We start from the raw sequence: 23,735 nt of genomic DNA, 5'->3' as shown, positions 1-23,735 counted from the left end.
CAGGCGGTGTGGGGCGGGGTCAAGAGCCGTACGGGGTGACGGTCGTCGATATTGCGGACCGGAAAGCGCTTGCCCTACGATGCGGCTGAGCCGGATCCGAGTTCCAGGGCGTCAACCCCCGACCAGACCGCCGTTCCGTCGCCGCCGCGACGGACCGTCCACCGTGCTTCCCGGGCAGGGCAGGTGGGCCAACAGCGGTCACCACCGGATCCCCCGGAGGCAGTTCATGCACCCGTCAAGACAACGGCTGACCCTGCTCGCCGCCTCGACGGCGGCAGTCGTCGTGGCCGGCACCGTCGGCACGGTCGTCGCCTCGGCCGCCGCCGTCGGCTGCCGCGTCGACTACCAGGTCACCAACCAGTGGCAGGGCGGCTTCGGCGCCAACGTCACCATCACCAACCTCGGCGAGGAGATCAACGGCTGGACCCTCGCCTGGTCCTACGCCGCCGGCCAGCAGGTCTCCCAGGCGTGGAACGCCACCGTCAGCCAGTCCGGCGCGCAGGTGAGCGCGCGCAACGTCGACTACAACGGCGCGCTCGCCACCAACGGCACCGCCTCGTTCGGGTTCAACGCCTCCTGGACGAGCAGCAACCCGGCCCCGGCCAGCTTCACGCTCAACGGCGTCACCTGCACCGGAGCGCCCCCCACAGGCGACCCGACCACCCCGGCCCCGACCACGCCACCGCCGACCACCCCGCCGCCCACGACGCCACCGCCCACGACGCCCCCACCGACCACGCCCCCACCGACCACGCCGCCACCCACCACGCCTCCGGCCGGGGCGAAACAGCTGGAGAACCTGGACCGAGGGCTGGTCAGCGTCCGCTCCGGCAACGGCAACCTGGTCTCCTGGCGTCTGCTCGGCACCGAGACCTCCGGCGTGTCGTTCAACCTCTACCGCGGCTCGACCAGGGTCAACGCCAACCCCATCACCGGCGCCACCAACTACCTCGACAGCGGCGCGGCGGCCGGCTCGACGTACACCGTGCGGGCCGTGGTGGGCGGTGTCGAGCAGGCGGCGTCCGCGCCGGCCCTGCAGTTCGCCAACGGCTACCTGGACGTGCCCCTGCAGGTGCCGGCGGGCGGCACCACACCCAGCGGGGAGAGCTACACCTACAGCGCCAACGACGCCTCCGTCGGCGACCTCAACGGCGACGGCAGCTACGAGATCGTCCTCAAGTGGGACCCGTCGAACGCCAAGGACAACTCCCAGTCCGGCTACACCGGCAACGTCTACGTCGACGCGTACACCCTGACCGGTACCCGGTTGTGGCGCATCGACCTCGGCCGCAACATCCGGGCCGGCGCGCACTACACCCAGTTCCAGGTGTACGACTACGACGGCGACGGTCGCGCCGAGGTGGCCATGAAGACCGCCGACGGCACCCGCTCCGGCACCGGCCAGCTCATCGGCTCGTCGTCGGCGGACTACCGCAACTCCAGCGGTTACGTGCTGTCCGGCCCGGAGTACCTGACCATGTTCAACGGCCAGACCGGCGCGATCGCATCCACCGTCAACTACGACCCGCCGCGCGGCACCGTGTCGTCCTGGGGCGACTCGTACGGCAACCGGGTGGACCGGTTCCTCGCCGGCACCGCGTACCTGGACGGCCAGCGCCCGTCACTGATCATGGCGCGGGGCTACTACACCCGGGCGGTGATCGCGGCCTGGGACTTCCGCAACGGCTCGCTGACCAAGCGCTGGACGTTCGACTCGAACTCCTCCGGCAACGGCGCGGCGGCCGGCCAGGGCAACCACCAGCTCTCCGTGGCCGACGTCGACGGCGACGGCCGCCAGGAGATCGTCTACGGCGCCGCCACCATCGACGACAACGGGCGGCTGCTCTACTCGACGGGCAACGGGCACGGCGACGCCCTGCACGTCGGGGATCTCGACCCGGGCCGCGCCGGCCTGGAGGTGTTCAAGGTCGACGAGGACGGCAGCAAGCCCAGCTCGTGGTTCGCGGACGCCCGTACCGGTCAGATCCTGTGGTCGACGCCGGCCTCCGGCGACAACGGCCGGGGCGTCTCGGCGGACATCTGGGCCGGCAGCCCCGGCGCGGAGTCCTGGTCGGCGGCGGTCTCCGGCCTCGCCAACACCCGTGGGCAGAACATCGGCCGCAAGCCGTCGTCGACGAACTTCCTCGCCTGGTGGGACGGTGACCCCGTCCGGGAGTTGCTGGACGCCACGAGGATCGACAAGTACGGCGCCGGGGGCGAGACCCGACTGCTCGACGGCAGCGGGGTCGCGTCCAACAACGGCACCAAGTCCACGCCGTCGCTCTCCGGCGACATCCTGGGTGACTGGCGCGAGGAGGTGATCTGGCGGACCACCGACAGTCGGGCGTTGCGGATCTACAGCACACCCACTCCGACCAGCACCCGGATCTACACCCTGATGCACGACCCGCAGTACCGGGTGGCGATCGCGTGGCAGAACACCGCCTACAACCAGCCGCCGCACCCGGGGTTCTTCATCGGTGATCAGATGGCGGGCCCACCCACCCCGAACATCTACCTACGCTGATCTGACCCTGGCGGTACTGATCGAGTTCGCCTAAGGTGGCAGGCACCGGGCCGCAGCCGCGGAATCCGCACAGCTACAGCCCGGTGCTCCACACCGCGGCATCCCCGACCCGTCCCGACCGGGAATGCCGTACCACCACCGGCACCAACATTAGGCACCGTCCGGGTCGCGGGAGTGACGCTGACGTGAAGATCGTGTTTCACGCGTCCCGGCGCAGGCCCCCGGCCACCTTCTCGGCGATCAACTCGTACGACCGCACCCGGTCGGCCACGTCGTACACGAGCGTGGTGAGCATCAGCTCGTCCGCGCCGGTGCGCTCCTGCAACTCGGTGAGCTGCCGCCGCACCGTCTCCGGCGAGCCCATCGCCTGACCCTCGCGCCGTTGCAGCACGAACTCCCGCTCGAACTCCGTGTACGGGTACGCCGCCGCCTCGTCCGGCGTCGACAACGGCTCCGGCCGACCGGAACGCAGCTTCAGGAACGACAGCGCGCTCGGCGCGGCCAGCCACTCGGCCCGCTCGTCGGTGTCGGCGCAGACCGCGTTGACGGCCACCATGGCGTACGGCTTGTCCAGCCACTGCGACGGCCGGAAGTTCTGCCGGTACAGCGCCAGCGCCGGCAGCGTGTTCGCCGCGCTGAAGTGGTGCGCGAACGAGAACGGCAGACCCAGCAGACCGGCCAGCTGGGCGCTGAAGCCGCTCGACCCCAGCAGCCAGACGGCCGGCTGCTCGCCGCGACCGGGGGTGGCGATGATCTGCCCCGGCTTCTCACCGCTGAAGTAGTTCATCAGATCGGCCAGCTCACGCGGGAAACCCTCCGCCGACAGGCCCTCCATGGTGCGGCGCAACGCCAGCGCGGTCACCTGGTCGGTGCCCGGGGCCCGGCCGATGCCCAGGTCGATCCGGCCCGGGTGCAGCGCCTCCAGGGTGCCGAACTGCTCGGCCACCACCAGCGGCGCGTGATTCGGCAGCATCACCCCACCGGAACCCAGCCGGATGGTCGACGTGTTCGCCGCCAGGTGCGCCAGCAGGACGGCCGGCGCGGAGCTGGCGATCGCCGGCATGTTGTGGTGCTCGGCCACCCAGAAGCGGTGATAGCCCAGCTCCTCTGTGCGTCGGGCCAGCTCGGTGGTGGCCTGCAAGGCCGCGCCGGCGGTGGCGCCCTTGGCGACCGGGGCAAGATCAAGAACAGACAACGGTACGGTGATCACACGCAGTGCCAACTCCCCGGCCTGCCCGTTCATTCCGACGGCCGCTCAGCCCACCCCACGCGCCTGCTCGAAGATCAGGCTGGTCTGCGTGTGCTGCACCACCGGGTCGACCGCCAACTGGTCCAGCACGAAGTCCCGCAACGCGTCACCCGACGCGGCCCGCACGTGCAGCACGTAGTCCTCGGCGCCCGCCACGTGGAACACCGACACCACCCCGGGCAGCCGCACCGACCGCGCCCGGAACGCGTCCACCGCCGCCCGCTCGTGCGCCGTCAACCGCACCGACACCAGCGCCTGCAACGGCAGGCCCAACGCCGCCGGATCCACCTCCGCGTGGAAGCCCCGGATCGCCCCGCGCTCGCGCAACGCCCGGGTACGCGTCAGACACGTCGACGGCGCCACCCCCACCCGCTCGGCGAGCGCGTTGTTCGGCAACCGGCCGTCCGCCACCAACTCGGCGAGGATCGCGCGGTCCACCTCGTCCAGGGCCGGATACGGCCGTACATCGTTCGACTCAGAGGGCATCCGAGCATCGTCCTCCGAACCACCGGCCAAAACCAGGGCTCTCAACAGAATCATCCACCAAACTGTTGCACCCAGGTTGGCAGATGTTCGACCCTACCCGCATGACGACGGTGGACACCCGAGCCGTACACGCCGGCCGCGACGACCTGCGCACGCTCGGCGTGCACGTACCACCGATCGACCTCTCCACCACCAACCCACTGCCGTCGGTCGACGACGGCGGCAACGCCTACGAGCACCTCGCGACCGGCGGCACCCTGCCCGCCGACGCCAGCGCCGTCTACCAGCGGCTCTGGAACCCCACCGTCGCCCGCTTCGAAACCGCCCTCGCCACCCTCGAAGGCACCGAACAGGCCGTCGCCTTCGCCAGCGGCATGGCCGCCCTCACCGCCACCCTGCTCGCGGCCACCCGCGACGGCCACCGCCACATCGTCGCCGTCCGCCCGCTCTACGGCGGCACCGACCACGTCCTCGCCACCGGTCTGCTCGGCACCACCGTCACCTGGGCCCACCCCGACGAGGTCGCCACCGCCCTCCGCCCCGACACCGCGATGGTCGTCATCGAGACACCGGCCAACCCCACCCTCGACCTCGTCGACATCGCCGCCCTCGCCGCGGCGGCCGGCGACGTGCCCCTGCTCGTCGACAACACCGTCGCCACCCCCGTCCTGCAACAACCCGCCCGCCACGGCGCCGCCCTCGTCCTGCACAGCGCCACCAAGAGCATCGGCGGGCACGGCGACGTCCTCGCCGGCGTCGTCGCCTGCGACGAGGCCTGGGCGGCGCGCCTGCGCCAGGTCCGCGCCGTCACCGGCGCGATCCTGCACCCCCTCGGCGGCTACCTCCTGCACCGCGGCCTGCAGACACTGCCGCTGCGGGTCCGCGCCCAACAGGCCACCGCCGAGAAACTCGCCGGCTGGCTCGCCGACCACCCCGGCGTACACCGGGTGCACCACCCCTCGGTGTACGACCCGGCGGCGCTCGTCGGCCGGCAGATGTCCGGACCCGGCAGCCTCCTCGCCTTCGAGGTACGCGGCGGCGCGTCCGCCGCCGCCACCGTCGCCGCCTCCTGCCGGCTCATCACCCACGCCGTGTCCCTCGGCGGCGTCGACACCCTCATCCAGCACCCCGCCTCGCTCACCCACCGCCCCGTCGAGGGTGACGCGAAGCCGGACGGTGCGCTGCTACGCCTCTCCGTCGGCCTCGAAGATCCCGAGGACCTGCGCGCCGACCTCGCCCGCGCGCTCGACGCGATCGCCTGATCAGCGCAGCTCGCGGTTGCCCAACACCCGGGTCGGCGAGCCCTCCCGCGCCACCCGCAACATCGCCCGGCCGATCCCGTCGGTGGTCGTCACGTGGTTCGGCAGCAGCCCCCGCAACACCGGGAAGAGCGGACGCGTGACCGCGTACCCGATCCGGTAGGCCCGGGTCCGCGACACCGCCCCGTACGTCGGCTGGATGAACCCCGGCCGCGCCGCGTACCCGTTGGGCAGCAGGTCCATGACCGCGTTCTCGGTGCGGCCCTTCACCCGCGCCCACATCACCCGACCCTGACCGGTCGAGTCGGTGCCGACGCCGGAGACGTAGACGAACGTGACCTGCGGGCTCACCTCGGCCAACAGTCGCGCCGCAGCCATCGGGAAGTCGTAGCTGATCCGGGTGTACGCCGCCTCGTCCAGACCCAGCGACGACACACCGAGGCAGTAGAAGCAGGCGTCGACGCCGGTCAGCTCCGCCCGTACCGACTCCAGGTCACCGACGTCGGCGACGGTCAACTCCCGCAGCTTCGGGTCCCGCTGACCGGTCGGCCGGCGACCGATGGTGAGCACCTCCCGCACGTCCTCGGCGAGCAGGCACTCGCGCAACACGCCCTGACCGACCATGCCGGTCGCACCGAAGATGACCACCCGCATCAGATCCACCCCTGTCATCGGTCCCGCCACAGGCTCCCACGATCGGCATGACCGTCAAGGCCCGGGGAAACCCACTGCGGCCGACAACGCCGAACCGACTCAAGGGGGACGAACATGCCGTTCATCACCGTGGGCACCGAAAACAACACCGCCATCGATATCTACTACGAGGACCACGGCTCCGGCCAACCCGTCGTGCTCATCCACGGCTTCCCCTTCAACGGCGCCACCATGGAGAAGCTCGCCGACCCCCTGCTCCAGGCCGGCTACCGGGTCATCACCTACGACCGTCGCGGATTCGGGGCCTCCAGCCAACCCGACACCGGGTACGACTACGACACCCTCGCGGCCGACCTCGACACCCTCATGACCGAGCTGGACCTGTGCGACACCATCCTCGCCGGCCACTCCATGGGCACCGGTGAGGTGACCCGCTACCTCAGCAGGTACGGCTCCGACCGGGTCAGCCGGGCAATCCTGCTCGCCCCGCTCGCGCCGTTCCTGCTCAAGACCGCGGACAACCCCGACGGCGTCGACGGCAGCGTCTTCGACGGCTTCAAGCAGGCCGTCGTGGCCGACCGGTTCGCCTTCCTCACCGCCTTCTGCACCAGCTTCTTCAACTACGAGCAGACCAGGGGCAAGCAGGTCAGCGAGGAAGCGTTCAAGGCGCACTGGGCCATCGGCGCGCTGGCCTCCGCCCGCGCCATGTACCAGTGCATCGACGTCATTCCCACCGACTTCCGCGCCGACGTGCCCCGACTCGACGTGCCGATCCTCATCGTCCAGGGCGACCAGGACGCCGTGCTGCCCTACCCGGTGACCGGCCAACGGCTCGCCCCGATGCTGCCCGACGGCACACTCGTCACCCTCAAGGGCGCCCCGCACGGCATCCCGTGGACCCACGCCGACGAGGTCAACAAGGCGATTATGGACTTCATCGGCGCACCGGCCATGGCCCGCGCGTGACCGTGGTCAGGACTTCGGGCCGACGTGTCGGTCGAGGGTGGCGACGGCGTCGCGCCGCGCCACCGACAGGCAGTTGCGGCGGTTCATCCGCCAGGCGATACCGAGCAGGTCCAGCCTCCACTGGCAGAGCCCCATGATGTCGGTCGACTCGTTGACGAACGTGTAGCGCGGGTAGACGTAGTCCCTGCCCCGCACGGTCACCCGGTTGGCGAACCGGCAGCCGTCGGAGTGGAACAGACCGCGCAGGAAGTCGCCGGGGTGGCTCTCGACGAGCGACAGCTGCCAGTCGGCCAGGACGATCGGTCGCTCGTGCTTCGTGCCGGTACCGTGCTGCGGAAACAGACACGGCCAGTGCATGCCGCTGCTCTCGACCGAGACGCAGCCCTGCTTGGGGACTCGCTGTACGCGTGACGCGAGCACGGAGAGCATGGCTGACTCGCACGCGTCGACGAGGTGTGGATAGCTAGCCGTGCAGGCGATCCGTAGTACCGGCACCTTCGGTGAGACGGCCAGATGGCCGTCGCCCAGGTAGAGGCCGAGCAGGTAGACGTAGGCGGCGGGGTCTGTCGGACTGTCGACACCGTCGCGACAGCGGAAGCACCGAAGCTGCGTGCCTCGGAGGCGAGCCTCCGGGCGATCGGTACACCAGTGCCAGACTGTCCGGTACGGCACTCCGGTCGCGCGGGCGGTGTCGGCAACCGTGCTGCCGGCGAGGAACATCTGCCGTGCTCGTGCGCGAATCTCAGGTGGGTGCACGAGAGGATTCTCGAACACCCGTACGACAATTTGGTGCCCCCGGTGGGATTCGAACCCACACTGTCGGAGGTTTGAGCTCCGTTTCTCTGCCAGTTGGAATACGGGGACGCTTCCCTGATTCGGCCCTGACAGGATACCCACTACGCTGAGAGCGGTGACACCCGGCTGGGCGGGTGTCGGGTTCTAACTGGTGGGGGTAGGGCTGGTGGCTGAGACGCCGACGGATGCCGAGCGCAGGCGCGTACTGATCGCCGAGGACGAGGCGCTGATCCGGCTGGACCTCGCCGAGATGCTGGTCGAAGAGGGCTACGAGGTGGTGGGGGAGGCCGGCGACGGCGAGACCGCCGTGCGCCTCGCCGAGGAGCTGAAGCCCGACCTCGTCATTCTCGACATCAAGATGCCGATCATGGACGGGCTGGCCGCCGCCGAGCGGATCGCGGGCGCGCGGATCGCTCCGGTGATCATCCTCACCGCGTTCAGCCAGCGGGATCTGGTGGAGCGGGCGCGGGCGGCGGGCGCGATGGCGTACCTCGTGAAGCCTTTCCAGAAGAGTGACCTGGTCCCGGCGGTGGAGATCGCGTTGTCGCGGTATTCGGAGGTCGCGGCCCTGGAGGCCGAGGTCGCGAGCCTGACCGACCGCCTGGAGATCCGCAAGACGGTGGAGCGCGCCAAGGGCGCGCTGATGACGACGTACGGGATGACCGAGCCGCAGGCGTTCAAGTGGATCCAGCGCACGGCGATGGACCACCGGATGACCATGAAGGAGGTCGCCGAGCGGATCCTCGCGGAGACCGCCGGCGGCGAGGTGGCGCAGCAACCGTCCGTCTGAACCCTGGTCGACCCTCGGCGGCGGGTGATCGGATCGATAGCATCAGTTGCGTGTCGGTCCGGCGTACGGTCGCGGTGGTCGGGGTTGTCGTCACGCTGCTCGCCGGCTGCCGGGCCGCCGACGACGGGCGGCTCCCCGAACCGGTGCGTCCACGGTGGGAGATGGCCGATCTGCCGGTGCCCCCGGGTGCGCCGGGTCGGCTCATCGCACGTGATGTGACCGCCTGCGCGGGTCGGTGGTACGCCGTCGGCGCGGTGGGCGCGCCCGATGGTGGAACCCGGCCGGCCGCCTGGCGGAGTGTGGACGGTCGCGGGTGGACGTCGTTGCCGTTGCGGCCGATCAGCTACTACGGCGAGCGCGCGATCATGTACGCGGTCGGCTGTCACGAGGGTCGGATCGCCGTCATCGGGGCACGGTCGGGTGGCGCGCACGGCAATCCGCGGGTGCGGACGTGGCGGCAGGACGCCGACGGTGGTCTGTCCGAGGTGCCGGCGGAGTTCGAGCTGTACGGCGGACCGGAGGCGGTCAGCGCGAGTCGTATCGCGGGTGGCGCTGGCGGGTGGCTGATCGCGGGCGCCCGCACGGGTGGGGCGGCGGTGTGGCGTTCCGCGGACGCGACCGACTTCGCGCTGGTCGACGATGCTCCGGGGCTGGCCAGTGACGCGGGGTTGACGACGATCGCCACGGATGTGGTGGCGGCGCCCGATGGCTGGCTGGTCGCGGGCGGGGGTCGGCCGGCGGGTCGGGCGGACCGTGATCCGTACGTCTGGTCGTCGGCCGACGGCCGGGCGTGGACGCGGACGGCGTTGCCGGCGACGGGTGCGGACGAGGTCGCGCAGCGTCTCGTCCGGATGGGTGCCGTGGTGTACGCCCTGGGGGTGCGGGGGAGCGCATTCCAGGCCTGGAAATGGTCGCCTGGGGCGACGGTTGGCGCCGAAGAATGGCGGGCCGTCGCGGATTTCGGGGCGACGGGCGCGGGCGCGGTGGCGGGGGTGGAGGCGGTTGCCGGCGACGGCGGCGTGGTGCTGGCGATGACGGTGGCGAGCGACGGGCACCGGCTGTGGCGGTCCGCCGGGGACGCCTCGTCGTGGGTGCCGGTGACCCTGCCAGGTCACGTTTCCGCTGGTGGGCACACGTCGGCGGCGGTCGCGGCAGCGGACGGTCGGATGGTGGTCACCGTCGACGACGGGGTGGCGGCGCGGGTGTGGTTCGGGCCTTCTGGGCCCGTTTGACGAGTTGTCGACAGGCGCCGATGTGACATCTAAACGCGAGCTTTTCCGCTTCTGGTAACGGTTGAGTCAACGCCGCCTACGACACCTTACGGGGAGTAGTGGTTGTGGGATAACGTCCCGCCCCAGACCGGGTGAACGGTCCGGTCCGGTGTGGCCTTGGCGTTCTACGAGGCGCCACCGGGCTTCTGGACGGAGGAGGGTTCCAGCCTTGAGGCAAAACTTCGTGCGCGTCCTCGGCAGCGTCGCCATCGTGGCGCTTGTTGCCGGCGGCGCCAGCGCGTGTAAGAAGGACGAGGGCACGTCGGGTGGTTCCGCCAGCAAGGCGTGCGACCTCAAGATCGGTTTCTTCGGGGCGCTCTCGGGCGCCGACGCCGGCCTGGTCACCCCGATGAAGCAGGGTGCCGACCTGGCCGTGGAGAAGTACAACGCGGAGAACGCGGACTGCAAGGTCACCGTTCAGGCGTTCGACTCGCAGGGCAAGGCCGACCTCGCGGGTGGTCTCGCGACCAGCGCGGCGGCCGACACGAAGATCGTGGCGATGGTCGGGCCGGCGTTCTCCGGTGAGAGCGAGGTCGCGCTGCCGATCTTCGACACCGCGGGTCTGTCCGTCATCAGCCCGTCGGCCACGCGACCGAGCCTGTCGACGAAGGGCTGGAAGGTCTTCCACCGCGGTGTGGGTAACGACTTCTCCCAGGGCCCGGCCGTCGCCAGCTACATCAAGAACGTGCTGAAGTCTGACAAGGCGTTCGTCATCGACGACCAGTCGGCGTACGGCGCGGGTCTGGCCGACGAGGTCAAGAAGGGCCTCGGCTCGGTGGTCATCGGCACCGACAAGGTGGTCGACAACGCGCAGGAGTTCGGTGCGCAGATCTCCAAGGTCAAGACCAGCGGTGCCGCTGTTCTCTTCTACGGCGGTTACACCGAGGAGGCGGCGCCGTTCCTGAAGCAGCTGCGGGCTGCGGGCTGGACCGGCACGTTCATCGGTGGTGACGGCATCAACGACGCGAACATGCTGTCGGTCGCCGGTCAGAAGGACGTCGAGGGCACCATCGCCACCTGCCCGTGTGGCCCGGCGACCGCCGCCAAGGGCACCTTCGTGACCGACTTCAAGGCCAAGTACAGCGTGGACCCGGGCGTGTACGCCGACGTCTCGTTCGACCTGGCCAACATCTACCTTGAGGCGATCAAGGCCGGCAAGACCACCCGCGCCGACATCCAGGCCTTCCTCTCGACCTACAACAAGGCCGGTTCCGCCTCTGGCGTGACCTACAAGTGGGAGCCGACCGGCGAGCTGGACCCGGCCCAGGTCAAGGTGTGGGCCTTCAAGGCGAAGGCCGGCGCGTGGGCTCCGGACGTGGAGATCCCGAAGGCCTGATCCCCGCCAGGGTCACAGGTTTGAGGGCGTGACGATAAGAGTTGTCTCAATGCGGCCGGGGTTGCGAAATCCCGGCCGCATTGGCTCAACGCAACACCCTTCGGAGCATCGGTGGACTTTGCAGAACTCGTCCGGGGCTTCCCGGAACTGACCACAACCGGGTTGGTGCAAGGCGCGATCTACGCGCTCATCGCCCTCGGCTACACCCTCGTCTACGGCGTACTCCGCCTGATCAACTTCGCGCACTCCGAGGTCTTCATGATCGGCACGTTCGGTGCCATCTGGACCTGGGCGGCCTTCGGGCTCGACAGTAACAGCGGCGCTCCGTCGGTAGGCCGCTCGCTGCTGCTGATCGCGCTGGCGATCGTCGTCGCGGCGCTGCTGTCCGGCAGTGTCGCTCTGCTCATCGAGGTTACCGCATATCGGCCGCTGCGACGGCGTAACGCGCCGCCGCTGGCCTTCCTGATCACGGCCATCGGCGCCTCGTACGCGCTGATGGAGCTGATGGGAACGCTGACCCAGCGGCGTCAGATCGGCGCCCCGGCCCTGCTGCCCGCCGACACGCTGTTCAAGATCGGTGGCTGGAGCGTCACGCCGGTCCAGATGCTGACGCTGAGCGTGGCCATCATCATGATGGTGGGGCTGGACTGGTTCGTTAACAAGACCCGGTTCGGCAAGGGCATCCGCGCCGTGGCGCAGGACGCCAACACCGCCGCGCTGATGGGTGTCAACAAGAGCCGAGTGATCGCGTTGGTCTTCGTGCTGGGCGGTCTGATGGCCGGCGTCGCCGCCGTCTTCAGTGACATGAAGAGCGGAAACACCCGCTACAACATCGGCTTCCTGCTCGGGCTCAAGGCGTTCTCCGCCGCGGTGCTGGGCGGTATCGGCAACCTGCGGGGTGCGGCGATCGGCGGCATCCTGCTGGGTCTGGTCGAGAACTACGGCTCGGCGCTCTTCGGCTCGCAGTGGCGGGATCTCATCGCGTTCGTGGTGCTGATCGTCCTGCTGATGTTCCGGCCGACCGGCCTGCTGGGCGAGTCGTTGGGGAGGGCGCGGGCATGACCGCTCTGCGAGAGCGCTGGCACTCCGCTTCGAGTGCCATCGGTCGGCGGGTCGACGGGCTGCCGAAGTCCGCCCGGATCACCGGGTTGCTGGCCTTCCTCGCCTTCCTCTACATCCTGCCGAACAAGTGGTTCTACGAGTACCTGAACATCCCGGGTCTGTGGATTCCGCTGTACACCACGCGCAACGACATGGCGGCGGTGCTGTTCTACTGCGCGTGGATCGTGCTGCTGTCGCTCGGTCTCAACGTCGTGGTGGGCTACGCGGGTCTGCTGGACCTGGGGTTCTTCGGCTTCTTCGCCGTCGGCGCGTACACGGTGGCGTTGTTGACGTCGCCGGAGAGCAAGCTCATCACCGAGTACAACTGGCTGGAGAGCCCGTGGCCGTGGTTGGTCACGGTGCCGATCGCGATCGCGCTGGCGCTGTTGTCCGGTGTGCTCCTCGGCGCTCCGACGCTGCGGCTGCGGGGTGACTATCTGGCGATCGTGACCCTCGGTTTCGCGGAGATGATCCGGATCGTCGCCAAGAACCAGGACTGGGTCCTGAACGGCGACCGGGGCATCCCGCAGGTGGGACACCCGCCGGGCAAGTACCCGGACGGGACGGCCATCTTCCAGTTCGAGTTCAAGCCGTACTACTGGCTGCTGCTCACCGTGATCATCGGTGCGGTCTTCCTGATCCGGAACCTGGCCAACAGCCGGGTGGGTCGCGCCTGGGTGGCGATCCGTGAGGACGAGGACGCGGCGGAGCTGATGGGCGTGCCGACGTTCCGGTTCAAGCTGTGGGCGTTCGCGATCGGCGCGGCGGTCGGCGGACTGTCCGGCACGTTGTGGGCCGGTCAGGCCAACTTCGTCAACTCGTCCACGTTCTCCCTGGAGAATTCGATTCTGGTGTTGGCGGCGGTGCTGCTCGGTGGCGCCGGCAGCATCGGTGGCGCGATCCTCGGCGGCTTCCTGGTCATCTACATTCCGGAGTGGCTGCGGTCGGTGGGTGACGTCTTCGGTCTGCCGGAGACGGCCACCGTCTTCGGCAACGACTTCGACGTCAGCCCGACGTCATTGCGGTACTTCATCTTCGGGGTCCTGCTGATCATCGTGATGATCTTCCGCCCGCAGGGTCTGTGGCCGAACCGGCGGCGTGCCGCCGAGCTCAAGGACCGGCAGAAGGAGGTGGCTGTCGTTGAGTGAGCCACGGATGGGTAGCGAGCGCGACGTCACCAGCGAGCGTGACATGGCGATCGACGCGCGGACGACGGTGGGCAGCCCGGCGGAGACCTCGTCGACGCCGGACGAGGCCGTCAGCGAGCCGGCCACCCCGGTCGACGGCCGCAAGCCGCTGCTGGAGGTCGACCATGTCACGCTGCGGTTCGGTGGCGTGGTTGCCCTCAACGACGTCAACTTCACCCTCTACGAGGGGGAGATCCTCGGGCTGATCGGGCCGAACGGCGCGGGCAAGACGACCTGCTTCAACGCGATGACGGGCGTCTACACCCCGACGACCGGCCAGATCCGGTTCCGGGGCGAGAAGGTCAGTGGCCGTAAGCGGTTCCAGATCACCAAGCTCGGGATCGCGCGTACCTTCCAGAACATCCGTCTCTTCCCGGAGATGACGGCGCTGGAGAACGTGCAGGTCGGCGCGGACGCCAACCACAGGACCAGCGTGCCGAGCGCCCTGCTGCGGTTGCCGCGGCACTGGCGGGAGGAGCGGCAGGGCAAGGCCAAGGCCCTTGAGCTGCTGGACTTCGTCGGCATCCAGGGTCGCTCCGGCGACCTGGCCCGTAACCTGTCGTACGGTGACCAGCGTCGGCTGGAGATCGCCCGAGCGCTGGCGACCGATCCCACGCTGCTCTGCCTGGACGAGCCGGCCGCCGGGTTCAACCCGGCGGAGAAGGTGGCCCTGCTCCAGCTGATCCGCAAGATCCGCGACTCGGGCGTCACCGTCCTGCTGATCGAGCACGACATGCGACTGGTCATGGGCGTGGTGGACCGGCTGGTGGTGCTGGAGTTCGGGCAGAAGATCGCCGAGGGGTCGCCGGCCGAGGTGCGCGACGACCCGAAGGTGATCGCCGCGTACCTGGGAGGTGTCGAGGATGCTGCTTGAGATCGACAACCTGAAGCTGCTCTACGGCCGTATCGAGGCGCTGCACGGCATCAGCCTGCACGTCGACCAGGGCGAGATCGTGGCGCTGATCGGTGCGAACGGCGCCGGCAAGACCACGACGATGAAGGCGATCTCCGGGCTGCACGCCATCTCCGGCGGCAGCATCAAGTTCGACGGCGCCGATGTCAGCCGGCTGCGCGCCGACCTGCGGGTGATCCGGGGGATCGGGCAGTCGCCCGAGGGGCGCGGCGTCTTCCCCGGTATGACCGTGCTGGAGAACCTGGAGATGGGGGCCTACACCCGCAAGGACCGGGCCGACATCGCCAAGGACCTGGCGATGGTGTTCGAGCTGTTCCCGCGGCTGCACGAGCGTCGCAAGCAGGCCGGTGGCACGCTCTCCGGCGGTGAACAGCAGATGCTGGCGGTGGGTCGGGCGTTGATGACCCGTCCGAAGCTGCTGCTGCTGGACGAGCCGTCGATGGGGCTGGCGCCCAAGCTGATCCAGCAGATCTTCGAGATCATCACGCGGATCAACGAGCAGGGCACGACGATCCTGCTGGTCGAGCAGAACGCGCAGCAGGCGCTGTCCCGGGCCCACCGGGGGTACGTGTTGGAGACCGGCCGGATCGTCAAAGAGGGCACCGGCCAGGAACTCCTGCACGACCCGGCGGTCAAGGAGGCGTACCTCGGGGTGGCCTGAGTCACCGACGACGAAACGGCCGGCGGGCGATCGCCGGCCGTTTCGTCGCGTCTGCGAGGCGACGACGAGGGTTGTCGGTGCGACGGACTAGAGTCGCTGCCGTGACAGCTACGACGCCGCGCCTGCTCCTCGTCGACGGACATTCCATGGCATATCGGGCGTTCTTCGCCCTGCCCGTGGAGAACTTCTCCACCACGACGGGTCAGCCGACCAACGCGGTGTACGGCTTCACCTCGATGCTGATCAACGTGCTGCGCGACGAGCAGCCCACCCACATCGTCGTGGCGTTCGACGTCTCCCGGCGGTCCTTCCGCACCGAGCAGTACGCGGAGTACAAGGCCGGCCGCAGCGAGACCCCCAACGACTTCAAGGGCCAGGTCAGCCTCGTCAAGGAGGTCCTGGCCGCCCTCCAGATCCCGGTTGTGGAGAAGGAGGGCTTCGAGGCCGACGACGTCATCGCCACGCTCGCCTGCCAGGCCCGCGACCAGGGCATGTCGGTGCTGATCAGCAGCGGTGACCGGGACGCGTTCCAGCTGGTCGACGACCAGATCACCGTCCTCTACCCGCGCAAGGGCGTCTCCGACCTGGCCCGGATGGACCCGGCCGCGATCGAGACCAAGTACGGCGTCGGCCCGCAGCAGTATCGGGACCTCGCCGCGCTGGTCGGCGAGACCAGTGACAACCTGCCCGGCGTGCCCGGTGTCGGCCCGAAGACCGCCGCCAAGTGGATCACCACGTACGGCGGGGTGGAGGGCGTGATCGCCCGCGCCGACGAGATCAAGGGCAAGGCCGGTGACAGCCTGCGGGAGCGACTCGCCGACGTGATCCGCAACTACGAGATCAACCGGCTCGTCTCCGATTTGGAGCTGCCGCTGCGCCCGGAGGACACCCGCTGGACAGGGTGGGACCGGGAGGCGGTGCACCAGGTCTTCGACACCCTCGAGTTCCGCATCCTGCGCGACCGCCTCTACCAGTACCTGGAGGCCGTCGAGCCGGAGGCCGAGTCGGGCTTCGACCTGACCGGCGAGGTGCTCACCGAGTCGGGCGCGCTCGCCGCCTGGCTGGACGCCCACGCACCGACCGGCACCCCGGTCGGGCTCGCGGTCAAGCTCGACACCGGCCCCAACCGCCGGCACACCGCCTCAATCACCGGGCTCGCGCTCGCCAGCGCCGGTGGCGCGGCCGCCTGGGTCGACCCCAGCCGGCTCGACGCCGCCGACGAGAGCGCCCTCGCGTCCTGGCTCGCCGACGCGCAGCGGCCCAAGGTGCTGCACGACAGCAAGCCCGCGGTGCTGGCCTGCGCCGCGCACGGCTGGGAGCTGGCCGGCATCGCCCGTGACACCCAGATCGCCGCGTACCTGGCCCGCCCCGACCAACGGTCCTACGACCTGACCGACCTGGCCCTGCGCTACCTGCACCGCGAGCTGCGAGTGGACGTGCCCGAGACCGGCCAGCTCACCCTCGACGGGCTGGGCGAAGAGGGGGTGGCCGAGCAGAACCTCATGCTCCAGGCCCGCGCCACCCTCGACCTCGCCGACTCCATCGACGCCGAGCTGTCCCGGGACGGCGAGCAGTCCGCGCGGCTGATGGCCGGGGTGGAGCTGCCGCTGATGCGGGTGCTCGCCGGCATGGAGCGCACCGGCATCGCCGCCGACACCGACTACCTCTCCGAGTTGGAGGCGCACTTCGCCGCCGAGGTGAAGGCCGCCGCCCAGGGCGCGTACGAGGCGGTGGGCCGGGAGTTCAACCTCGGCTCGCCCAAGCAGTTGCAGGAGATCCTCTTCACCGAGTTGGGCCTGCCGAAGACCAAGAAGATCAAGACGGGTTACACCACCGACGCCGACGCCCTGCAGTGGCTCTACGCGCAGCAGCCGCACCCGGTGCTGGCCCACCTGCTGCGTCACCGCGACGTCGCCAAGCTCAAGTCGACAGTGGACGGTCTACTCAAGTCCGTCTCCGACGACGCTCGGATCCACACCACTTTCAACCAGACGGTCGCGGCCACCGGCCGGCTCTCCTCCACCGAGCCCAACCTGCAGAACATCCCGATCCGTACCGAGGAGGGCCGACGCATCCGCCGGGCCTTCGTGGTCGGCGCGGGGTACGAGTGCCTGCTCACCGCCGACTACAGCCAGATCGAAATGCGGATCATGGCGCACCTCTCCTCGGACGACGCGCTCATCGAGGCGTTCAACTCCGGGGCCGACTTCCACGCCGCCACCGCCTCGTCGGTCTTCGGCGTGCCGGTCGACGAGGTCACGCCGGACCAGCGGCGCAAGATCAAGGCGATGAACTACGGCCTGGCGTACGGGCTCAGCGCGTTCGGCCTGTCCCAGCAGCTCAGCATCGGCACCGAAGAGGCGCGCGGGCTGATGGAGAACTACTTCGCGGGCTTCGGCGGGGTGCGCGACTACCTGCAGCAGGTGGTCGGCAAGGCCCGCCAGGACGGTTACACCTCGACCATCCTGGGCCGCCGCCGCTACCTGCCCGACCTGGTGAGCGACAACCGGCAGCGCCGCGACATCGCCGAGCGGATGGCGCTCAACGCCCCCATCCAGGGATCAGCCGCCGACATCATCAAGGTGGCGATGCTGCACGTCGACACCGCGCTCGCCGACGCCGGTCTGCGCTCCCGGATGCTGTTGCAGGTGCACGACGAGCTGGTCTTCGAGGTCGCGCCCGGTGAGCGGGAGGCCCTTGAGGCGCTGGTACGGCGCGAGATGGGCGGGGCGTACCCGCTGTCGGTGCCGCTGGAGGTGTCGGTCGGCGTGGGCCGGGACTGGAACAGCGCGGATCACTGATCTTCCGGTTGTCCGCTGGTCGCCGTGGGGGTTCCGGGGCAGCCCGACCCGCTCCGGGCGGCAGGCTTGATCCCTGCGCGGGTCGGGCTGCCCCGGAACCCCCGACCTGGTCGGCGTAGTCCCGTCGTTGTCCGTTTTCTCTCGCAGCCATACCCGTCGGGTTGCATGCTGCCCGTCCGCTCTCGCGGCACCCGCACCCGACGAGGTGGGCATGCGCGATGATCCGCGCAACTTCGGGGAAAGTGCTGCATCCGGGACGTCTGAGGCAGCAACGTCGCCGAAGTTGCGCGGATCTTGGCGGCGCCTGGTGCGGATCCTGTGGCAGGAAGTCCGCGGGAGGCGGTCGGGGTCGCTATTTCATCGGGTCGTGGCCCCAGTTCATCAGGGACCAGCGCCACTTCGTGTCGCGCACGTTGCCGGACGGGCGCTGCGCCATGTGCCGGCGGACGTAGCCGACCACCTTGCGCATGTGCTTGTAGTCCGCCTCCGAGAGGTCGGCGCGCTTGCGGCGGAGCAGGTTGATGATCTTCCGGCCGGACTCGTGCCCGACCGACTCGCCGCCACCGGTACGGCCACCCTTGTGCCAGCCGACCTGCTTCGACTCGTCGGTCTCCAGCCACGTCGACAGCTCGCCGGGCTTCATGTTCACCGCGTCGGTGAACTCCCGGTAGGTGTCCCGGCCCTGCTCGTCAGCTCTGCTCATGGCGCAGCGCCTCCGGGCGGTGGGCCACGTCGCGGCCCGTGCCGTCACTGCGGACCCGGTACTGCGGGTCGTTGGGGGCCGCGCTCACCGCCCGCCCGCGAATCCGCGTCCGCTCGGTGATCGTGCCCTGCACCACGCCGTACGCGCGGCTGCCATGGGCCGACCAGGAGACACGGTCGCCCTGGTGGAATCTCTGTTCGGCCATGCCCCCGGCTACCCGACCCCGCCGGGGCGAAACGACTACGGCCTGATCTCGGCGATCGACAGCTTCATGTCGAACGGCTCGGTCAGCTCGATCACGTCGGCGCCGTCGGCGACCAGCTCGTACTGCCGCTCACCGCCCGGCCCGACCCGGTCGCCGATCCGGTACGCGTACACGTGTACCGGGTCCTGCTCGATCCGCCAGTAGAAGGGGATGCCGGCGGCGGCGTACTCACCAGGCTTCGCGAACCGGTCGATCCGTCGCGTGCCGGGCGAGACGACCTCCACGGCGAGTACGACGTCGTCTGATCGCAGGATGCAATGGGCGGACGCCACCCCGGCACGGTGCAACAGCACGTCGGGCTGTCGGCTCGTGTTGTGGCTGAGCCTGACACCGATGGCCTGGGCGGCGCCGAGGTGCTTCGGCGCGTGGCTGTGTAGCCAGAGCCACAGCAGGCTGGCGATGTTCTGATGGCCCAGGGTGGGGGACGGTGTCACCTGGATAACTCCGTCGACGAGTTCGACGCGGGGGGCGTCGTCCGGCAGGGTGAGCAGGTCCTCCAGCGTGTAGTCGGCACGCTGCTGCCGCATCGGGTCCGGACACCAGGGGCCAGGTGATGTCGGGATGGGCTCGGCGCTCATGGGATCGAGCCTACCGGCGATCGATGGATTGCAGGTCGGACCGCGGGTGCGACGCGCTCACCCCGCGGGCTTCTCGGTGACGAAGATGGCGGTGCCGGGGAAGAGCCGCCCGCGCAGCGGGCTCCACTGCCCCCAGATGCCCTCGTGTCCCTCCGGCCACTCCGGCTCCACGAGGTCCAGCAGCCGGAACCCCGCGCCGACCAGTTCCCGGATCCGGTCACCGAGGGTCCGGTGCTGCTCGACGTAGGTCGCCACGCCGTTCTCGTCCTGCTCGACGTAGGGGGAGCGGTCGAAGTACGAGTGCACGGCCTTCAGTCCGCCCTCGCCGGGGTCGTCGAGGAAGATCCAGCGCATCGGGTGGGTCACCGAGAACACCCACCGGCCGCCCGGACGCAACACCCGGTGCACCTCGGCGAGCAGGGCCGCCGAATCGTCCACGAACGGGATCGCCCCGAACGCCGTGCAGGCCACGTCGAACGACCGGTCGGCGAAGGGCAGCGCGAGCGCGTCGGCCTGCACCAGCGGGACGCGTACCCCGGTGGCCTCGGCCGCCTTGGCGGCGTGCCGCAACATGCCGGCGGACAGGTCGAAGGCGACCGGCCGCGCGCCCTGGGTGGCGAGCCAGCGGGCGGCCGCGGCGGCGCCGCAACCCACCTCGAGCACCCGTCGTCCCGACACGTCGCCGAGGAGGTGGGCGTCCGCCTCGCGCAACCCCTCCGGGCACCAGACGAAGTCCACGTCGCCGAGGAACGCGCCGTGCTCGGCCTGGTAGTCGTCGGCGTCGGTGTCCCACCAGCCACGGTTGGCCCGCCGGACCTCGGCGTCACCCACGCCGCGCCGGGTCACCCGGCTGTCGTCATCCACCCGCTCACGCTAGGCCCCACCCACCCCATTGGGGCGGCGGCGCGTCCGGCTTCGGGGAAATCGGGGTCTCCGGGGCGGCGGGATGGCCCGGTTTCCAGGAAGCCGAGTCGGTCAAACCGGGTCCGACCAGCCGACGGCTGGGTCCGCTGTGACCTACGAGACAGCAGGGGTCATTTCCGGGCGATTGTTCGGCTTTCGCAGGTCATCGCGCGGCGAGGAGGCGGGAGGGCTTGCACGCTGTGGTAATGCGCACGGTAGGCTAGACGATGCGCTCGCGGATCGCGTTGCCTCGGCAGGGAGCAGGTGCGCGGTCGTCGGAGCCACATCATGATCTCACTAGGCGATCGTTCGGTGTGCCCGGCGGCGGATCCGCTGGCGCGAACAGGTCACTGCGACACACCAGCCTGCTGTGACAACCCACCGACCGGAGCAACCGCCCACATGACGAGCAGCATCGAGGCCCCCTCGAGCGCCACCCGGGTCACCCACGACGATCTCGGTTCCGAGGAGGCTTTCCTCGCCGCGATCGACGAGACCATCAAGTACTTCAACGACGGCGACATTGTCGAAGGCACCGTCGTCAAGGTCGATCGGGACGAGGTCCTGCTCGACATCGGCTACAAGACCGAGGGTGTCATTCCCTCTCGTGAGTTGTCGATCAAGCACGACGTGGACCCCGCCGAGGTTGTGACGGTTGGCGACCACATCGAGGCCCTGGTCCTCCAGAAGGAGGACAAGGAGGGGCGTCTGATCCTCTCCAAGAAGCGGGCGCAGTACGAGCGGGCCTGGGGCACGATCGAGAAGATCAAGGACGAGGACGGCGTCGTCCGCGGCTCTGTCATCGAGGTCGTCAAGGGTGGTCTCATCCTCGACATCGGCCTGCGCGGCTTCCTGCCCGCGTCCCTGGTCGAGATGCGGCGCGTGCGTGACCTGCAGCCGTACGTCGGGCGTGAGCTCGAAGCCAAGATCATCGAGCTGGACAAGAACCGCAACAACGTGGTGCTGTCCCGCCGTGCCTGGCTCGAGCAGACGCAGTCCGAGGTGCGTACCGAGTTCCTCAACAAGCTGCAGAAGGGCCAGGTCCGCAAGGGCGTCGTGTCCTCGATCGTCAACTTCGGCGCTTTCGTGGACCTCGGCGGCGTCGACGGTCTGGTGCACGTCTCCGAGCTGTCCTGGAAGCACATCGACCACCCGTCCGAGGTCGTCGAGGTGGGCCAGGAGGTCGAGGTCGAGGTCCTGGACGTCGACCTGGACCGCGAGCGTGTCTCCCTGTCGCTGAAGGCGACGCAGGAGGACCCGTGGCGGCAGTTCGCCCGCACCCACGCGATCCAGCAGATCGTGCCGGGTAAGGTCACCAAGCTGGTTCCGTTCGGTGCCTTCGTCCGGGTGGACGACGGCATCGAGGGCCTGGTCCACATCTCCGAGCTGGCCGAGCGCCACGTGGAGATCCCGGAGCAGGTCGTCCAGGTCGGCTCCGAGGTCATGGTCAAGGTCATCGACATCGACCTCGAGCGTCGCCGGATCTCCCTGTCGCTCAAGCAGGCCAACGAGGGCTTCGTCGAGGGCGAGGAGCACTTCGACCCGACCCTCTACGGCATGGCCGCGACGTACGACACCGAGGGCAACTACATCTACCCGGAGGGCTTCGACCCGGAGACGGGCGAGTGGCTCGAGGGGTACGACAAGCAGCGCGAGACCTGGGAGAACCAGTACGCCGAGGCCCGTCAGCGTTGGGAGGCCCACACCAAGCAGGTGCAGACCTCTCGCGCCGCCGACGCCGAGGCCGCTGCCAACCCGGCCCCCGCCGTCCCGGCTGCCACTGGCGGCACCACCTCCTCGTCCAGCCCGGCCCCGAGCCGGCAGAACGAGGAGCCGGCCGGCACCCTGGCCACCGACGAGGCGCTCGCCGCTCTGCGGGAGAAGCTCGCCGGCGGTAAGTGACCCGCTGAACGACGGCAGGCCCCGTCTCCCGCGATCCTCGGATCGCCGGAGGCGGGGCCTTCGTCGTACCCACCGGCCGTGTCGCACGTGGCGCCGCGCTCTCGCGAGCGGCGCGGGGTCTGGCCCGGGGTGTGCGACGGCACCGGGCGGGACGGGCCTGTTTGGCCGGTGGCCCGCGATCCGGTTGACTGTCCTGGTGCTGAGGGTGGGTTTGACCGGCGGGATCGGGTCGGGCAAGAGCGCGGTGGCCGCGCGGTTGGTGGAGTTGGGCGCGGTGCTCGTCGATGCCGACCAGGTCGCCCGGGAGGTCGTCGCGCCGGGCACCGAGGGCCTCGCGGAGATCGTCACCGCCTTCTCCGCCGGGGTACTGGACGCCGACGGCGCGCTGGACCGCGCCGCGCTGGGCGCGCTGGTGTTCTCCGACGAGGCCGCCCGCCGCCGGCTGGAGGCGATCACCCACCCGCGGGTACGGGCGCGTACCGCCGATCTGGTCGCGGCGGCGGCGCCGGACGCGATCGTCGTCAACGACGTACCGCTGCTGGTGGAGGTGGGGCTCGCGCCGACGTACCACCTGGTGGTCGTGGTGCAGACGGCCGTGCGGACCCGGCTGGAGCGACTGACGCGCGACCGGGGCATGACCCGCGCGGAGGCCGAGCGGCGGATCGCCGCGCAGGCCGACGACGATCGCCGGCGGGCGGTCGCCGACGTGGTGGTGACCAACGACGGCAGCCTGGCGGCGCTGCACGACGCCGTGGACACGCTGTGGCGGCAGCGGCTGCGACCCTACGAGCACAATCTGCGGCAGCGGCGGGTCGCGTCGCCGCCCGCGCGCGACGACGCGGCGGAGGCCGACGCGAGCTGGCCCGAGCAGTACGCGCGGTTGGCCGCCCGGATCCGCCACGCGGTCGCCCCGGCGGACCTGCGGATCGACCACATCGGCGCGACGGCGGTGCCCGGCCTGGCCGCCGCCGACGTCATCGACGTGCAGCTCGCCGTGCCCAGCCTCGCGGACGCCGACGGGCCGCTGGCCGAGCGGCTGGCGGGCGCGGGGTTCCCCCGGGTCCCGGGGCACTGGTGGGACGATCCGCGTCCGGCCGGCCGGGGGCGGTGGGAGAAGCGGCTGCACGGCAGCGCCGACCCAGGTCGCCCGGTGCGGCTGCACGTACGGGCGGCGGACTCGCCCGGCTGGCGGTACGCGTTGCTGGTGCGGGACCACCTGCGCGCCGACCCGGATCGACGGGCGGCGTACCTGCTGCTCAAGCGCGATCTGGTGGACGCGGCGCCGCACGTCGGTGACTCCGGCACGGCCCGCGACCCCTGGTTCGACGAGGAGCACCTGCGGGCCGAGCGGTGGGCCGCGCAGACCGACTGGCGGCCCTGACCCCTGG

21 protein-coding genes and 1 tRNA gene are annotated in these 23,735 nt (G+C 70.0%); 13 read left to right on the top strand and 9 right to left on the bottom strand.

The window, feature by feature from the left end; translation table 11 throughout:
* The first annotated feature begins 226 nt into the window (after nucleotides 1-226).
* The gene (locus tag AB0J36_RS15105) at nucleotides 227-2,527 is read left to right on the top strand and encodes a cellulose binding domain-containing protein (RefSeq protein WP_363660742.1); all 2,301 of its coding nucleotides are present in this window, start codon (nucleotides 227-229) and stop codon (nucleotides 2,525-2,527) included.
* A 199-nt stretch (nucleotides 2,528-2,726) separates the two neighbouring features.
* On the opposite strand, the gene AB0J36_RS15100 is transcribed toward AB0J36_RS15105, so the two are convergent.
* Both AB0J36_RS15100 and AB0J36_RS15095 read right to left on the bottom strand, forming a co-directional pair.
* Nucleotides 2,727-3,770 (bottom strand): LLM class flavin-dependent oxidoreductase, encoded by a 1,044-nt coding sequence (locus tag AB0J36_RS15100; protein ID WP_357392794.1) that lies wholly within the window; start codon nucleotides 3,768-3,770, stop codon nucleotides 2,727-2,729.
* A 12-nt stretch (nucleotides 3,771-3,782) separates the two neighbouring features.
* Nucleotides 3,783-4,262, bottom strand: a complete 480-nt coding sequence (locus AB0J36_RS15095) for an Lrp/AsnC family transcriptional regulator (RefSeq protein ID WP_357127173.1) — start codon at nucleotides 4,260-4,262, stop codon at nucleotides 3,783-3,785.
* 83 nt (nucleotides 4,263-4,345) lie between these two features.
* Here AB0J36_RS15095 and AB0J36_RS15090 point away from each other — a divergent pair, with 83 nt between their 5' ends.
* A complete protein-coding gene (locus AB0J36_RS15090) occupies nucleotides 4,346-5,524 on the top strand; it encodes an aminotransferase class I/II-fold pyridoxal phosphate-dependent enzyme (protein WP_357170790.1) in 1,179 nt (392 codons plus the stop codon).
* On the opposite strand, the gene AB0J36_RS15085 is transcribed toward AB0J36_RS15090, so the two are convergent.
* The gene (locus AB0J36_RS15085; RefSeq protein WP_357170792.1) at nucleotides 5,525-6,193 is read right to left on the bottom strand and encodes an NAD-dependent epimerase/dehydratase family protein; all 669 of its coding nucleotides are present in this window, start codon (nucleotides 6,191-6,193) and stop codon (nucleotides 5,525-5,527) included.
* 96 nt (nucleotides 6,194-6,289) lie between these two features.
* On the opposite strand from AB0J36_RS15085, the gene AB0J36_RS15080 reads away from it, so the two are divergent.
* On the top strand, nucleotides 6,290-7,141 hold the full coding sequence (locus tag AB0J36_RS15080) for an alpha/beta hydrolase (protein WP_363660741.1): 852 nt from the start codon (nucleotides 6,290-6,292) through the stop codon (nucleotides 7,139-7,141).
* Nucleotides 7,142-7,147: 6 nt separating this feature from the next.
* Here the strand turns inward: AB0J36_RS15080 and AB0J36_RS15075 are convergent, their stop codons facing one another.
* The gene (locus AB0J36_RS15075) at nucleotides 7,148-7,897 is read right to left on the bottom strand and encodes a helix-turn-helix domain-containing protein (RefSeq protein ID WP_363660740.1); all 750 of its coding nucleotides are present in this window, start codon (nucleotides 7,895-7,897) and stop codon (nucleotides 7,148-7,150) included.
* Between the two features lie 31 nt (nucleotides 7,898-7,928).
* Nucleotides 7,929-8,005 (bottom strand) — tRNA-Leu (locus AB0J36_RS15070).
* 97 nt (nucleotides 8,006-8,102) lie between these two features.
* Here AB0J36_RS15070 and AB0J36_RS15065 point away from each other — a divergent pair.
* The 8 genes from AB0J36_RS15065 (at nucleotide 8,103) to polA (ending at nucleotide 17,996) form a co-directional block, all read left to right on the top strand.
* The gene (locus AB0J36_RS15065) at nucleotides 8,103-8,726 is read left to right on the top strand and encodes a response regulator (protein WP_355049623.1); all 624 of its coding nucleotides are present in this window, start codon (nucleotides 8,103-8,105) and stop codon (nucleotides 8,724-8,726) included.
* 50 nt (nucleotides 8,727-8,776) lie between these two features.
* Nucleotides 8,777-9,958, top strand: coding sequence for a hypothetical protein (locus tag AB0J36_RS15060; RefSeq protein ID WP_363660739.1), 1,182 nt, complete (start codon nucleotides 8,777-8,779; stop codon nucleotides 9,956-9,958).
* Between the two features lie 208 nt (nucleotides 9,959-10,166).
* Nucleotides 10,167-11,333 carry a branched-chain amino acid ABC transporter substrate-binding protein gene (locus AB0J36_RS15055; protein ID WP_357127192.1) on the top strand — a complete coding sequence of 389 codons (1,167 nt, stop codon included), beginning with the start codon at nucleotides 10,167-10,169 and terminating at the stop codon, nucleotides 11,331-11,333.
* 111 nt (nucleotides 11,334-11,444) lie between these two features.
* Nucleotides 11,445-12,395, top strand: coding sequence for a branched-chain amino acid ABC transporter permease (locus tag AB0J36_RS15050; protein ID WP_357127195.1), 951 nt, complete (start codon nucleotides 11,445-11,447; stop codon nucleotides 12,393-12,395).
* The gene (locus AB0J36_RS15045; RefSeq protein ID WP_357127198.1) at nucleotides 12,392-13,582 is read left to right on the top strand and encodes a branched-chain amino acid ABC transporter permease; all 1,191 of its coding nucleotides are present in this window, start codon (nucleotides 12,392-12,394) and stop codon (nucleotides 13,580-13,582) included. The genes AB0J36_RS15050 and AB0J36_RS15045 overlap by 4 nt, the downstream gene beginning before the upstream one ends.
* Nucleotides 13,575-14,495, top strand: a complete 921-nt coding sequence (locus tag AB0J36_RS15040; protein ID WP_357127201.1) for an ABC transporter ATP-binding protein — start codon at nucleotides 13,575-13,577, stop codon at nucleotides 14,493-14,495. The genes AB0J36_RS15045 and AB0J36_RS15040 overlap by 8 nt, the downstream gene beginning before the upstream one ends.
* Nucleotides 14,485-15,195: an ABC transporter ATP-binding protein gene (locus tag AB0J36_RS15035; protein WP_357127204.1), complete on the top strand. Its 711-nt coding sequence runs from the start codon at nucleotides 14,485-14,487 to the stop codon at nucleotides 15,193-15,195. Before AB0J36_RS15040 ends, AB0J36_RS15035 begins: the two co-directional genes overlap by 11 nt.
* A gap of 101 nt (nucleotides 15,196-15,296) precedes the next feature.
* Entirely contained in the window at nucleotides 15,297-17,996 is a 2,700-nt protein-coding gene (gene polA / locus AB0J36_RS15030; protein WP_357127207.1) for a DNA polymerase I, read from the top strand.
* A 352-nt stretch (nucleotides 17,997-18,348) separates the two neighbouring features.
* Here the strand turns inward: polA and AB0J36_RS15025 are convergent, their stop codons facing one another.
* Genes AB0J36_RS15025 through AB0J36_RS15010 form a run of 4 tightly spaced genes read right to left on the bottom strand, consistent with a single transcriptional unit; the run spans nucleotide 18,349 to nucleotide 20,406 of the window.
* Entirely contained in the window at nucleotides 18,349-18,699 is a 351-nt protein-coding gene (locus AB0J36_RS15025) for a DUF3140 domain-containing protein (RefSeq protein ID WP_357170800.1), read from the bottom strand.
* Nucleotides 18,686-18,904 (bottom strand): DUF2945 domain-containing protein, encoded by a 219-nt coding sequence (locus AB0J36_RS15020; RefSeq protein WP_357127213.1) that lies wholly within the window; start codon nucleotides 18,902-18,904, stop codon nucleotides 18,686-18,688. The genes AB0J36_RS15025 and AB0J36_RS15020 overlap by 14 nt, the downstream gene beginning before the upstream one ends.
* 35 nt (nucleotides 18,905-18,939) lie before the next feature.
* Nucleotides 18,940-19,542, bottom strand: a complete 603-nt coding sequence (locus AB0J36_RS15015; RefSeq protein ID WP_363660738.1) for a Uma2 family endonuclease — start codon at nucleotides 19,540-19,542, stop codon at nucleotides 18,940-18,942.
* Nucleotides 19,543-19,599: 57 nt separating this feature from the next.
* On the bottom strand, nucleotides 19,600-20,406 hold the full coding sequence (locus tag AB0J36_RS15010; protein WP_357127219.1) for a class I SAM-dependent methyltransferase: 807 nt from the start codon (nucleotides 20,404-20,406) through the stop codon (nucleotides 19,600-19,602).
* A gap of 441 nt (nucleotides 20,407-20,847) precedes the next feature.
* Here AB0J36_RS15010 and rpsA point away from each other — a divergent pair, with 441 nt between their 5' ends.
* Together rpsA and coaE are read left to right on the top strand one after the other, a co-directional pair.
* A complete protein-coding gene (gene rpsA / locus AB0J36_RS15005) occupies nucleotides 20,848-22,347 on the top strand; it encodes a 30S ribosomal protein S1 (protein ID WP_357127222.1) in 1,500 nt (499 codons plus the stop codon).
* Nucleotides 22,348-22,543: 196 nt separating this feature from the next.
* Nucleotides 22,544-23,728, top strand: a complete 1,185-nt coding sequence (gene coaE, locus AB0J36_RS15000) for a dephospho-CoA kinase (RefSeq protein WP_363660737.1) — start codon at nucleotides 22,544-22,546, stop codon at nucleotides 23,726-23,728.
* The last annotated feature ends 7 nt before the right edge of the window (nucleotides 23,729-23,735 follow it).

Origin of the sequence: Micromonospora sp. NPDC049662 (genome assembly GCF_040675055.1) — a bacterium.
In the GTDB taxonomy this organism is placed as follows: domain Bacteria; phylum Actinomycetota; class Actinomycetes; order Mycobacteriales; family Micromonosporaceae; genus Micromonospora.
Note: the sequence above shows the minus strand (reverse complement) of the source record. Positions and strands in the feature narration are given on the sequence as shown.

Coding starts and splice junctions, on each gene's coding strand:
- AB0J36_RS15020 (WP_357127213.1), bottom strand. CDS start 18,904: ATGGCCGAACAGAGATTCCACCAGGGCGACCGTGTCTCCTGGTCGGCC.
- AB0J36_RS15100 (WP_357392794.1), bottom strand. CDS start 3,770: ATGAACGGGCAGGCCGGGGAGTTGGCACTGCGTGTGATCACCGTACCG.
- AB0J36_RS15080 (WP_363660741.1), top strand. CDS start 6,290: ATGCCGTTCATCACCGTGGGCACCGAAAACAACACCGCCATCGATATC.
- AB0J36_RS15095 (WP_357127173.1), bottom strand. CDS start 4,262: ATGCCCTCTGAGTCGAACGATGTACGGCCGTATCCGGCCCTGGACGAG.
- AB0J36_RS15085 (WP_357170792.1), bottom strand. CDS start 6,193: ATGACAGGGGTGGATCTGATGCGGGTGGTCATCTTCGGTGCGACCGGC.
- AB0J36_RS15035 (WP_357127204.1), top strand. CDS start 14,485: ATGCTGCTTGAGATCGACAACCTGAAGCTGCTCTACGGCCGTATCGAG.
- AB0J36_RS15045 (WP_357127198.1), top strand. CDS start 12,392: ATGACCGCTCTGCGAGAGCGCTGGCACTCCGCTTCGAGTGCCATCGGT.
- AB0J36_RS15105 (WP_363660742.1), top strand. CDS start 227: ATGCACCCGTCAAGACAACGGCTGACCCTGCTCGCCGCCTCGACGGCG.
- AB0J36_RS15090 (WP_357170790.1), top strand. CDS start 4,346: ATGTTCGACCCTACCCGCATGACGACGGTGGACACCCGAGCCGTACAC.
- rpsA (WP_357127222.1), top strand. CDS start 20,848: ATGACGAGCAGCATCGAGGCCCCCTCGAGCGCCACCCGGGTCACCCAC.
- AB0J36_RS15025 (WP_357170800.1), bottom strand. CDS start 18,699: ATGAGCAGAGCTGACGAGCAGGGCCGGGACACCTACCGGGAGTTCACC.
- AB0J36_RS15015 (WP_363660738.1), bottom strand. CDS start 19,542: ATGAGCGCCGAGCCCATCCCGACATCACCTGGCCCCTGGTGTCCGGAC.